Source organism: Tsukamurella tyrosinosolvens (assembly GCF_900104775.1).
Classification (GTDB): Bacteria; Actinomycetota; Actinomycetes; order Mycobacteriales; family Mycobacteriaceae; genus Tsukamurella; species Tsukamurella tyrosinosolvens.
Map to the genome: position 1 here is coordinate 4126323 of NZ_FNSA01000003.1, position 11884 is coordinate 4138206.

The following is an 11884-nucleotide window of genomic DNA, read 5'->3' on the forward strand; positions in this document are numbered from 1 at the left end:
CCGACATCAGGGCCGGTCATCAGGGCACGTCCACCAGCTCCCACAGCGGGACGTGGGCGTACCAGGGGAACTCGTCGGGCGTCACACGGACCTCGCGGCCGGCGAGGATCGCCTCGTTCTCGCCCCGCGCGTGCGGGGACAGGACGTCGATCGCCGCCTCCGCGACGCGCTGCAGGTCCGCCTCGTCGAACCGCGCCCACAGCACGCGGCACCGTCGGTCGGCGGGCGGGGTGCCCGGGTGCTCGATCGCCCACTGCCGCAGCAGCGACGGGTCCTCCGGGGAGCTCGCGAACTCGAACAGCGCCGCGCTCGCGTCGAGGCGGTCACCGATGGACGCGGTGACGCGCGGCTCGTCGTCGGGCCGGATGAGGACGGTGACGAGGGGGAATCCTGCGGACATGCGGTCACGCTACGACGCGGGGACGGCCGCCGTCATCAGGGTTTCTCCGGGTTCCGCCCCTGATCGCGCCGGCCTAGTCCTCGCGGCGGCGGACGATCTCGGCGATCCAGACCGGCGCGAACGGCGACGTGCAGCCCTTCGACACCGGGTAGTCCGCCAGCACCTGCAGGTCCTCACCGATCGCGATCGCGCGGGCACGGCGGGCCCGGTCCTCGATGCCGATGGTCGCGAGGGTCTCGTTCATGGCCCACTGCAGCTTCGGCTCGGCGTCGCGCATCTCGCGTTCGATCTCGTCCAGGAGCGCGTCCCGGTCCAGGTCGGCCGTCGCGACCGCGTGCGTCGTGAGCGCCCAGCCCGCCGCCCGGACCCGCGGGTCGGCGTCCTCGAACCACCGCTCCCGCAGCGCCGCCGCGTGCGGCGACTTCGTGACCAGGTAATTCAGCAACCAGTCGTGGGCCTTGTCGCTGCGAGTGGAGCGCACCATCGCGTCCAGCTCGTCCTCGGTGAAGGCCTTCGGCTTCGCGATGAGCAGGGCCACCAGCTGGGCCGCCACGTCGCCCGAGTCCCACAGCTCGCCGGCCAGCTCGCGGTCGGTGCCGAGCGACTTCGCCACCGCCCGCAGCTTCGTCAGGTTCACGCCGTGCGGGTCGCCGTGCCGCTCGTTGACGGCCCGCGCCTTCGGATCCTCCAGCGCCGCCAGCTCGGCCACGACCTCATCGACTCGCGTCATGTCCCGAGGTTAGCGCTGACGAAAGTCGAGTCCTGCGGGCAGGCGAGGCGAATCGCTGCCTCGGTGCGCCGTAGAACTCGACTTTCGGAAACCGTGACCGGCTCAGGCCTGCGACTCCTGCGCCGGCCGCACCTTCGGCATGGGCAACAGCAGCTGGCCGGGCGCGCCCGCGGGCACGGCGGGCGACTTCGGCGCGGTCGGGGCGATGCGCCGGTAGCCGGTGCCCTGCGCGGGGCGCGGATCCTGCTCGCCCTTGTTCGGCCACAGCGACGCGGCGCGCTCGGCCTGCGCCGCGATCGACAGCGACGGGTTGACGCCGAGGTTCGCGGAGATGGCGGCACCGTCGACGACGAACAGCGACGGGTAGTTGTGGATGCGGTGGTACGGGTCGATGACGCCGGTCTCGGGGCCGTCGGAGATGGCGGCGCCGCCGAGGAAGTGGGCGGTCATCGGGACGTTGAAGATGTCGCCCCAGGTGCCGCCGGCCACGCCGTTCAGCTTCTCCGCACCGATCCGCGCGGCCTCGTTGCCCGCGGGGATCCAGGTGGGGTTCGGCGCGCCGTGGCCCTGCTTGGAGACCATGCGCCGCTTCTTCGAGCCCGGGATCTTCTTGGTGTACGTGGTGATCGAGTTGTCGAGGCTCTGCATCACCAGCAGGATCAGCACGCGCTGGCCCCAGTCCTTCTGCGTGAGCAGCAGTTTGAGGTCGGTGGGCTTCTTCGCCAGGCCCTTGAGGAAGCCGCCCAGGCGGGTGCGCTTCTCGCCGCCGTCGACGAGCAGCGTCTGCAGCAGGCCCATGGCGTTGCGGCCCGGGCCGTAACGGACGGGCTCGATGTGGGTGTCGGGCGTCGGGTAGAAGGAGCTGGTGATCGCGACACCGTGCGAGAGGTCCTGCGACGGATCGGCGACGGTGCGCGCGGAGCCCAGGATCGACTCGGAGTTGGTGCGGGTGAGCACGCCGAGGCGGTCCGAGAGCTTCGGCAACGCGCCGGTGTCCTTGAGCGAGTGCAGCAGCGTCTGCGTGCCCCAGGTGCCCGCGGCGAAGACCACGTTGTCGGCGGTGTAGACGGTCCGGTTCTTGCGCGCGACGGCACCGGTGCGCACCGTCGACACCTCCCAGACGCCCTTGCGGCCCTCGCGGAGCCCCGTCACCGTGGTCATCGGGATGAACCGCGCGCCGCCCGCCTCCGCGAGGTGGATGTAGTTCTTCATCAGCGTGTTCTTCGCGCCCACGCGGCAGCCCGACATGCACTGGCCGCACTCGGTGCAGCCGGTGCGGGCGGGGCCGGCGCCGCCGAAGAACGGGTCGGCGTCGGTGCGGCCCGGCTGGTTGAAGTACACGCCCACGGGTGTCTCGGTGAACGTGTCCGCGACGCCCATCTCCTCCGCGATCTGCTTGATCACGCGGTCCGAGGGGGTCTCGTGCGGGTTCTTCACCACGCCCAGCATGCGGCGGGCCTGGTCGTAGTACGGCGTGAGCTCGTCGTCCCAGTCGGTGATGTGCTTCCACTGCGGGTCGTTGAAGAACGGCGCGGGCGGCTTGTAGAGGGTGTTCGCGTAGTTCAGCGAGCCGCCGCCGACGCCGGCGCCGGCGAGCACGACGGCGTCGTTGAGCAGGTGGATCCGCTGGATGCCGTACAGGCCCATCTTCGGCGCCCACACGAACTTCTTCAGGTTCCAGGTGCTCTCGGCGAAGTCCTCGTCCTCGAACCGCTGCCCGGCCTCGAGCACGCCGACGCGGTAGCCCTTCTCGGTGAGGCGCAGCGCCGTGACGCTACCGCCGAATCCCGACCCGATCACGAGCACGTCGAAGTGATCGCCCGACTTCTGCTCGACTGCCTTGGCCATCTGGCACCCCTCACCCGTCCGTGGCGGACATGTGTCACCGGGCCGCTGCTGACACGGCCCTACTGACGGGTAACGGTACTACTAAACACCACTCAATAACAGTGGTTCGCGCTCAGTACGCGACGTTGAGGCCCACCTTCTGGAACTCCTTGAGCTCGCTGTAGCCGGCCTTCGCCATCGACCGGCGCAGGCCTCCGACCAGGTTCATCTGGCCGTTCGGCTCCGTCGACGGGCCGGTGAGGATGGTGGCGAGCGACGGCGCGGTGCCCGCGGCGGCGCCCTCCCCCGCATCCAGCCCACCGAGCTGCGCGGGCGCGACCGCACCGCGCGGCATCGACGGGTGCGCCGCCACCGACGGCCAGTACCAGCCCTTGCCCGGCGCCTCGGCGGCGATCGCCAGCGGCGCGCCCAGCATGGTGGCGTCGGCGCCGCACGCGATGGCGCGGGCCACGTCGCCGGAGCTGTAGATGTCGCCGTCCGCGATGACGTGGACGTACCGGCCGCCGGTCTCATCGAGGTAGTCCCGGCGGGCCGCCGCCGCGTCCGCGATGGCGGTCGCCATCGGCACGCCGATGCCGAGCACCTCGCGGGTGGTGGTGGCGCCCTCGGCCGAGCCGTAGCCCACGATGACGCCTGCGGCGCCCGTGCGCATGAGGTGCAGCGCGGTGCGGTGATCGCTCACGCCGCCGGCCACGACCGGCACGTCGAGGTCGCCGATGAAGGTCTTGAGGTTGAGCGGCTCCCCCGCCGAGTCCTCGTTCGAGACGTGCTCGGCCGAGATGATGGTGCCGTGGATGACCAGCAGGTCGATGCCCGCCTTCACCAGCACCGGGGTCAGCTCGCGGGCGCGCTGCGGGGACACGCGGACGGCGACCGTCACCCCTGCGTCGCGGACCCGGCCGACGGCCGCGGCCAGCAGCTCGGGATCGAGCGGCGCGGCGTGCAGCTCCTGCAGGCGGCGGATCGCCGCGATGCCCGTGATGTCGGACGCGGCCAGGTCGACGACCTGCTCCAGCTGTGCCTCCGCGTCGCGGTGCCGGGAGAACAGGCCCTCCGCGTTGAGCACGCCCAGGCCGCCCAGCTTGCCGAGCTCGATCGCGAAGTCCGGCGAACCGATCGCGTCCGTCGGGTGCGAGAGGATCGGGGTGTCGAAGCGGTACGCGTCGAGCTGCCAGGCGGTGGACACCTCCTTCGAGGAGCGGGTGCGCCGCGAGGGGACGATGTTCACGTCCTGCAGCTCGTAGGTGCGCCGGGCCGTACGACCCATGCCGATCTCAACCATGTCGCGCAACGCGCTCAGTCCTTCCGATTCCGGAGCGGCCGCTCCGAATGTGCCAGTTCAGCAGGGTCTAGCGCGTGGTGTAATTCGGCGCCTCGACCGTCATCGTGATGTCGTGCGGGTGCGATTCTTTCAGACCCGCTGCGGTGATCTGCACGAACTGGGCGCGGTTGAGGTCCTCGATGGTCTGGCTGCCGGTGTACCCCATGGCCGCGCGGAGGCCGCCGGTGAGCTGGTGGATCACCGAGCTCAGCGGGCCGCGGAAGGGCACGCGACCCTCGATGCCCTCGGGGACCAGCTTGTCCTCGGAGAGCACGTCGTCCTGGAAGTAGCGGTCCTTGGAGTAGGACTTGCCCTGGCCGCGGCCCTGCATGGCGCCGAGGCTGCCCATGCCGCGGTAGCTCTTGAACTGCTTGCCACCGACGAGGATCAGCTCGCCCGGGGACTCCGCGGTGCCGGCGAGCAGCGAGCCGAGCATCGCCGTCGAGGCGCCGGCCGCGAGGGCCTTCGCCACGTCGCCCGAGAACTGCAGGCCGCCGTCCGCGATGACCGGGACGCCCGCCGGGGCGCACGCCGCGGTCGCCTCGAGGATGGCCGTGATCTGCGGGGCGCCGACGCCGGCGACCACGCGGGTGGTGCAGATCGAGCCGGGGCCCACGCCCACCTTCACGCCGTCGACACCCGCCGCGACCAGGGCCGCCGCACCGCCGCGGGTCGCGACGTTGCCGCCGATGAGCTGCACGTCGTCACCGAGCTCGAGCTTGAGCTTCTCGATCATGTTCAGCACGCCGCTCGAGTGGCCGTGCGCCGAATCGACCACCAGCACGTCGACGCCGGCGTCGCGCAGCGCCATCGCGCGCTCCCACGCCTCGTCGCCCGCGCCGACGGCGGCACCGACCAGCAGGCGGCCGTCGGAGTCCTTGGTCGCGTTCGGGTGCTGCTCGGTCTTGACGAAGTCCTTGACCGTGATGAGCCCCGTGAGCTTGCCGCTGCCGTCGACGATCGGCAGCTTCTCGATCTTGTGCCGGCGGAGCAGGCCCAGCGCGGCCTCGGCGGTGACGCCCTCCTGCGCGGTGATCAGCGGCGCCTTCGTCATCACCTCGGCGACGGGACGATCGAAGTCGACCTCGAAGCGCATGTCGCGGTTGGTGATGATGCCGACCAGCGTGCCCCGCTCGTCCGTGACGGGCAGGCCCGAGATGCGGAAGCGGGCGCACATCTCGTCGACCTCGCGGAGCGTGTTCGACGGGCTGCAGGTGACCGGGTCCGTGACCATGCCGGCCTCGGAGCGCTTGACCGTCTCGACCTGCTGGGCCTGCGCCTCGACCGAGAGGTTGCGGTGCAGCACGCCCATGCCGCCGTTGCGGGCCATCGCGATGGCCATGCGGGCCTCGGTGACGGTGTCCATCGCCGAGCTGATGAGCGGCACCTTGAGCGAGATCTCGCGGGTCAGCTTCGTGGAGATGTCCACCCCCGACGGGATCACGTCGGAGGCGGCGGGAACGAGGAGGACGTCGTCGAACGTGAGACCGAGCATGGCGACCTTGGCGGGGTCGTCGCCCCCGATGAAAACGTTGCCGGATGCGGGCGCGGAAGAGGCGGAGCGCGTCATGTATCCATGGTACGCGGCGGATTCCTGCACTCGTACAGCGCGTGTGACTGGCCTTCCCCGGGCATTTCTGCGTACCGTGGGGACGTGCGCAACAATCTTCCCCCCGGCCTCCCGCCGGATCCGTTCGCCGACGACCCGAGCGATCCGACGGCCGCGCTGGACTCGCTCGACCCAGGTCAGCCCCTCGATCCCGCCGAACGCCTCGCGGTCGAGGAGGACCTGGCGGACCTCTCCGTCTACGAGGCCCTGCTCGCGCACCGCGGCGTCCGCGGCCTGGTGATCTGCTGCGACGACTGTCAGGAAGATCACTACCACGACTGGGACATGCTGCGCGCGAACCTGCTGCAGCTGCTGGTCGACGGCACCGTCCGGCCGCACGAGCCGGCCTACGATCCGGCGCCCGACGCCTACGTCACCTGGGACTACTGCCGCGGCTACGCCGATGCGGCCATGAACCTCGCGAACGAGGAGTGAGCCGGCCCTAGCGCACCCGGACACGGCGAAGGCCCCCACCGCTCGGTGGGGGCCTTCGTCGTGCTGCACCGCTACGCCGTCAGCGCGGCAACCACTCCTCGGGGACGATCGTCAGCACCGAGGCGGACGCGGCCGTCGTCGTCGTGGCGGTCGGCCGGGGACGCGGGGTCGTGGTGGTCGTCGTCGGCGCGGTCGTCGTCGTGGTGGTCGGCGTGGTCGTCGTCGGGGTGGTCGTCGTGGGAGTGGTCGTCGTCGGAGTCGTCGACGTGGGGTCCGGCGTGGTCGTCGTCGGCGTGGTCGGCCGCGTCGGGTACGTCGGCCGGGTCGGCTCCGTCGGGATCGTCACGGTCGGCTCGGTCGTCGAGGTCGGCGGGACCGACGCCGAGGGCGTGGTGGGGCGCGTCGAGGTGGGCAGGTCGGTGGACCCGACCGGCAGCCCGGCGCGCGCCTCCGCGGCGCGGATCCGCTCCTCGAGTGCGGCGCGGTCCTTCTCGTTCTTCACCTTGGCGGCCTGCTGCCGGGCGCTGACCAGCGCGGCCTGCGCCTCGGCCTGGTTGCTCGATTCGATCGCGTTGTTCGCGCTCTCGAGCTGCGCCTTCGCCTCCGAGGTGGCGATCGTCTGCGAAGCGGCGTCGGAGAAGACGACCTCCTTGACGCTCCACAGCGCACCGTCGCCCGGGCTCGCCGAGTTCACGAGCACCGTGCCGCCGCCGAGGATCGCCACGGCCGCAGCGGCCGCGCCGGCCACGAGGCCGAAGCGCCTGCCGCGCCGCGAGGGCGCATCGCCGATGGGCGTGACGTCGCCGGCACCGTCGCCCGACGGTGCGCCGACCGCGGGGGCCGGGGGCGGGGTCGCCGGTCGAGCCGGGCGGAAGCCGCGGGTGCGGCGCGCCGGCTCGGTGGCGGCGAGCAGCTCGTCCACCGTGGGGCCGGCCGGGACCGGCGTGGTGACGATCTCGTCACGCCAGTCCGCGAGCAGGGAGGCGAGCGCGAACTCGCTCTGATCCGCGGTCGTGACGGCGCCGCCGGCGGCCAGCGCCTCGATCAGGTCGTCGTCGCGGCGGACCGCGGCGACGTCGACGGGCGCACCGTCGTCGGTGACCCGGTCGATGAAGCCGGTGTCGTCGGCGCCGATGCCGCGGGGTGCGCCGGGCCGCATCGGGCGGATCGGCGGACCAAGACGGTGAGCGGCCGTGTTCTCGGGGTCGTGCGGGTCGAAGCGCCCGTTGGTGCCCCGCTCGTCGTTGTCATCGGCCATGTCAGTTCTCACCTTCTTTCGCGATCTGGTTCTTCAGCTTCGTCAGCGCGCGGTGCTGAGCCACGCGGACGGCACCGGCGGTACCGCCCACGGCCTCCGCGGTCTCCTCGGCCGACAGGCCGACGACCACGCGGAGGATCAGGATCTCGCGCTGTTTCTCGGGGAGCGTGCTCAGGAGCCGGGCCATGTCACGGCTCGCCTCGGTGGCGAGCGCGTGGCTCTCGGGCCCGCCTTCCAGCGACGCTCTCTCTGGGATCTCGCCGACGGGGTCGGATTTGTTACGCGAGGCGTTCCGGAAGCCGTCCGCGACCTTGTGCGCGGCGATGCCGTACACGAACGCCATGAACGGGCGCCCCTGGTCCTCGTAACGGGGCAGGGCCGTCATCACAGCCATGCACACCTCCTGCGTGAGATCCTCAGCCGACAGCGAGTGACGCTCGCCGCCACCGACCCGCGCGCGGCAGTACCGCACGACGAGGGGTCGGATGGTGTCGAGGACATCTGCGAGCGCCGACCTGTCACCGCGCGCTGCCTCGCGCACGGCCCGGTCGAGCTCCTCACCTGTCAGATTCATCGCCAGCCTGCATTCCGCCGTTACACCCCTGCCAGATCCGCGCCATCACGAATCCATTCCTCCTCCAGAACGGCGACGATCCGCGCCGCAGCCGCCCCCCGACCCTCTCCTCCTGACGTGCCGCTCATCATTTTGGCTCCGGCCCACCTTAGAGGATTCAACACCGCCTCGGTGGCGACCCGGTAGGCCTGCTCGACCAGTTCCACCGCCCGGTCGGCCTGCCCCGAGGCCATCGCCGCGGCGCCCGCGATGAGGAGCGTCTTCGCGTGATGACGAGGCCGGCCCGGCCCCGGATCGGCCGTGAGCAGGGCGCCGACCGCGTCCGCCGCGCCCGCGGCGTCCCCGGAGTACACGGCCAGCTCGGCCGCGACCCAGTCCCGGCGCAGGCGCGCGCGGGGCACCGTCCACCACGGCCCCGGCGACGGCTGCGCAGCGCCTCCCCCGGCACTCCCCGCCGCACCGGCGTCGTGCGCGGCGAGATGCTCATCGGCCCGCGCGAGGAGGCGCGCGCTCAGCGCGTAGCGGCCGGTACCGAGGGCGTCCGCTGCGAGCCCGACGGTCGCGTCGGCCGCCCATGCCACACTCATGTCGTACACAGGTTGTTCACACCCTGTGTATGCAAGAGCAAGCGCGGTGCCGTCGGGGACCGCGGCGGCGCGGTGCCGGCCGGACTGCCGCAGCATCGACGCCTCGAGGCACCGTGCGGCGGAGGCGAAGGGACCGTCGACCACGGGGGCCGTGAGGGTGCGCGCGGCGGCGAACCGTCCGGCACCCGCGAGCGCGACCGCCCGGAGCCACGCTCGCCCCTGCGGACCGTCGAGCGGCCCGGCGGGACCGCAGTCCGCACCGAACGCCGCGGCGAGGAGCACCTCCGCGGAGGGCCCCGAGTGTCCAGTTTCCAAAGATTTAACCTTCCGGAATTTGCAGCCGTGACAATGGATCACCGAGGCCGTTCACGGGCGTTGAGGTTACCGTCATGTAAGACGTTTCCCGTCCGTCCGCAGCCTGTGAACGCCCCATTGGTACGGCGTACGACAATTCAAAACTTACCACTACCTGGGCGAACACTTCCCGAGACACTCACTTCACAGTCGCAATTCCTCAGGTGCACACCGGCGTAATGAATGAACACGACGTTAATTCTCACGCTGATCGAATCACCCCCCGGATACCCCGGAACGGGTTGACCTTCGTCTGGCGAACTGCCTACGGTGAGTGCGCGAGAGGAACAACGACGTTTCCACGCCCGCGAGAACGCCGAGTGTCTGGAGAATGCGCATGCCTCAACCCAACGAGCTCCCCGGTCCCAACTCGGATTTCTGGGACTGGCAGATGCATGGCGTGTGTCGCGGGGTCGACAGCTCGGTGTTCTTCCATCCGGACGGCGAGCGCGGCCGGGCCCGTGCGCAGCGCGAGCGGCGCGCCAAGGAGCTGTGCCGCACCTGCCCCGTCCTCGCGCAGTGCCGCACGCACGCGATCGCGGTCGCCGAGCCCTACGGCATCTGGGGCGGCCTGTCGGAGTCGGAGCGCGCCGCCCTCACCGCGAAGTCGCGGGTCAAGACCAGCCGCATCGCCGGCTGACCCGCCCCGAACACGGGAGCGCCCCCGACCTCGCGGTCGGGGGCGCTCCGTCTGTTCGAGCAGTGCCCGGGGGCTCGCCTAGTGCGAGTGGCCCGCGTGGGCGTCCTCGGGCTCGTCGGCCGGCTTGTCGACGACGGTGGCCTCGGTGGTGAGGATCATCCGCGCCACGGACGCGGCGTTCACCACGGCGCTGCGGGTGACCTTCACCGGGTCGATGACACCGTCGGCGATCAGGTCGCCGAACTGCAGGGTCGCGGCGTTGAAGCCGTCACCGGTCTCGGTGACCCGGTTGACGATGACCGCGCCGTCCTCGCCCGCGTTGGTGGCGATCCAGTACAGCGGGGCCGTCAGCGCGCGACGGAACGCACGCACGCCCAGCTTGCGGTCGCCCTCGGCGCCGTCCTCCAGGTCGGCCAGCTGCGCGCTGACCTTGACCAGGGCGGTGCCGCCACCGGAGACGATGCCCTCCTCGACCGCGGCACGCGCGGCGGAGACGGCGTCCTCGACGCGGTGCTTGCGCTCCTTGAGCTCGGTCTCGGTGTGCGCGCCCACGCGGATCACGGCCACGCCGCCAGCCAGCTTCGCGAGGCGCTCGGAGAGCTTCTCGCGGTCCCAGTCGGAGTCGCTGTTCTCGATCTCGGCCTTGATCTGCGCCGCGCGCTGCTTGACGTCCTCCGAGGAGCCGGCACCGTCGACGATGGTGGTGGCGTCCTTGGTCACCTCGACGCGCCGGGCGCTGCCCAGCAGGTCGATGCCGGCCGTGGCCAGGCTCAGGCCCAGGTCGGTGTTGATGACGGTGCCGCCGGTGACGATGGCGAGGTCCTCGAGGAAGGCCTTGCGGCGATCACCGAAGAACGGCGCCTTCACGGCGACGGCGCGGATGGTCTTGCGCAGGGTGTTCAGGACCAGCGTCGACAGGGGCTCGCCCTCGACGTCCTCGGCGACGATCAGCACCGGCTTGCCGGTCTCGAGGATCTTCTCGAGCAGCGGCAGGAAGTCGGGCAGCGACGTGATCTTGTCGCGGACCAGCAGCACCAGGGCGTCGTCGAAGACGACCTTGCGCTCCTCGAGGTCGGTGACGAAGTTCGGGGAGATGTAGCCCTTGTCGAACTGCACGCCCTCGGTGACCACGACGTCGGTCTCGACGCCGGAGCTCTCCTCGATGGTGACGACGCCGTCGGCGCCGACCTTGGTCATCGCGGAGCCGATCATCTCGCCGAGCTCGGCGTCGCGGGAGCTGACGGTCGCGACCTGCGCGATCGCCTTCTCGCCGTCGACCGGGGTGGCCTGCGAGATCAGGATCTCGGCGGCCTTGTCGGCGGCCGCGCCGATGCCCCTGCCGAACTCCATCGGGTTGGCGCCGGCCGCGACGTTGCGCAGGCCCTCCTTGACGATCGCCTGCGCGAGCACGGTGGCGGTCGTGGTGCCGTCGCCGGCGATGTCGTTGGTCTTGGTGGCGACCGACTTCACCAGCTGGGCGCCCAGGTTCTCGACCGGGTCCTCCAGCTCGATCTCCTTGGCGATGGTCACGCCGTCGTTGGTGACGACGGGGCCGCCGAAGGCCTTCGCGAGCACCACGTGGCGGCCGCGGGGGCCCAGGGTGACCTTGACGGCGTCGGCGAGCTCGTCGACACCGGCCTCCAGGCTGCGGCGCGCGGACTCGTCGAATGCGATTTGCTTAGCCATGTTTCAAAGCTCCTCAAGCTCTGCGGAAACGGCCGGACCGCCCGTCCCCGGCGGTTTCCCAGGGGCCGGGCGGTCCGGAATTCGCACGTGTGCGCCGTTACTTGCCGATGACGGCCAGGACGTCGCGCGCGGAGAGCACGAGGTACTCCTCGCCGTTGTAGTTGAACTCGGTGCCGCCGTACTTGCTGAACAGCACGGTGTCGCCCTCGTTGATGCCGGTCGGAACCCGGTTGCCCTGCTCGGTCACGCGACCCTCGCCCACGGCGACGACGGTGCCGGTCTGCGGCTTCTCCTTGGCGGTGTCCGGGATGACCAGACCCGACGCGGTGGTGGTCTCGGCCTCGGTGGCCTTGACCAGGATCTTGTCGTCAAGCGGCTTGATGTTCACGCTCGCCACAGTTCGCCTCCATGTGTGGAAAATCTTCTGTCATGTTGGGTGGCC

Annotated in this window: 12 protein-coding genes; 2 read left to right on the forward strand and 10 right to left on the reverse strand. The window is 71.0% G+C overall.

Annotation, left to right across the window (positions count from 1 at the left end; all coding sequences use genetic code 11):
- Window positions 1–19 precede the first annotated feature (19 nt).
- The 5 genes from BLW32_RS22395 to guaB form a co-directional block, all read right to left on the reverse strand.
- Window positions 20–400, reverse strand: a complete 381-nt coding sequence (locus BLW32_RS22395) for a hypothetical protein (RefSeq protein WP_068522513.1) — start codon at window positions 398–400, stop codon at window positions 20–22.
- A 73-nt stretch (window positions 401–473) separates the two neighbouring features.
- Window positions 474–1130, reverse strand: a complete 657-nt coding sequence (locus tag BLW32_RS22400; protein ID WP_068741596.1) for a DNA alkylation repair protein — start codon at window positions 1128–1130, stop codon at window positions 474–476.
- Window positions 1131–1232: 102 nt separating this feature from the next.
- Window positions 1233–2978, reverse strand: coding sequence for an FAD-dependent oxidoreductase (locus BLW32_RS22405; protein WP_068741595.1), 1746 nt, complete (start codon window positions 2976–2978; stop codon window positions 1233–1235).
- A 112-nt stretch (window positions 2979–3090) separates the two neighbouring features.
- On the reverse strand, window positions 3091–4269 hold the full coding sequence (locus BLW32_RS22410; RefSeq protein WP_068522519.1) for a GuaB3 family IMP dehydrogenase-related protein: 1179 nt from the start codon (window positions 4267–4269) through the stop codon (window positions 3091–3093).
- Between the two features lie 58 nt (window positions 4270–4327).
- Window positions 4328–5869 carry an IMP dehydrogenase gene (guaB, locus tag BLW32_RS22415; protein WP_068522521.1) on the reverse strand — a complete coding sequence of 514 codons (1542 nt, stop codon included), beginning with the start codon at window positions 5867–5869 and terminating at the stop codon, window positions 4328–4330.
- A gap of 84 nt (window positions 5870–5953) precedes the next feature.
- Between guaB and BLW32_RS22420 the strand changes: the two genes are divergently transcribed.
- Window positions 5954–6343 (forward strand): DUF5319 domain-containing protein, encoded by a 390-nt coding sequence (locus BLW32_RS22420; RefSeq protein ID WP_068522523.1) that lies wholly within the window; start codon window positions 5954–5956, stop codon window positions 6341–6343.
- Window positions 6344–6422: 79 nt separating this feature from the next.
- Here the strand turns inward: BLW32_RS22420 and BLW32_RS26815 are convergent, their stop codons facing one another.
- From BLW32_RS26815 to BLW32_RS22440, 3 genes are read right to left on the reverse strand one after another with little or no spacing between them, the layout of a single operon-like run.
- Window positions 6423–7601: an anti-sigma-D factor RsdA gene (locus BLW32_RS26815; RefSeq protein WP_068741594.1), complete on the reverse strand. Its 1179-nt coding sequence runs from the start codon at window positions 7599–7601 to the stop codon at window positions 6423–6425.
- 1 nt (window position 7602) lies between these two features.
- Window positions 7603–8175 (reverse strand): sigma-70 family RNA polymerase sigma factor, encoded by a 573-nt coding sequence (locus BLW32_RS22435; protein ID WP_068741593.1) that lies wholly within the window; start codon window positions 8173–8175, stop codon window positions 7603–7605.
- Window positions 8176–8195: 20 nt separating this feature from the next.
- Window positions 8196–9077 carry a hypothetical protein gene (locus BLW32_RS22440; RefSeq protein WP_074850794.1) on the reverse strand — a complete coding sequence of 294 codons (882 nt, stop codon included), beginning with the start codon at window positions 9075–9077 and terminating at the stop codon, window positions 8196–8198.
- A gap of 376 nt (window positions 9078–9453) precedes the next feature.
- Here BLW32_RS22440 and BLW32_RS22445 point away from each other — a divergent pair, with 376 nt between their 5' ends.
- Window positions 9454–9756, forward strand: coding sequence for a WhiB family transcriptional regulator (locus tag BLW32_RS22445; RefSeq protein ID WP_068523271.1), 303 nt, complete (start codon window positions 9454–9456; stop codon window positions 9754–9756).
- Between the two features lie 78 nt (window positions 9757–9834).
- Here BLW32_RS22445 and groL read toward each other — a convergent pair whose 3' ends face one another.
- Both groL and groES read right to left on the reverse strand, forming a co-directional pair.
- Complete coding sequence (gene groL / locus BLW32_RS22450; RefSeq protein ID WP_068522532.1) at window positions 9835–11442, reverse strand: chaperonin GroEL; 1608 nt, start codon at window positions 11440–11442, stop codon at window positions 9835–9837.
- Window positions 11443–11539: 97 nt separating this feature from the next.
- Entirely contained in the window at window positions 11540–11839 is a 300-nt protein-coding gene (groES, locus tag BLW32_RS22455) for a co-chaperone GroES (protein WP_068522534.1), read from the reverse strand.
- Window positions 11840–11884: the final 45 nt, after the last annotated feature.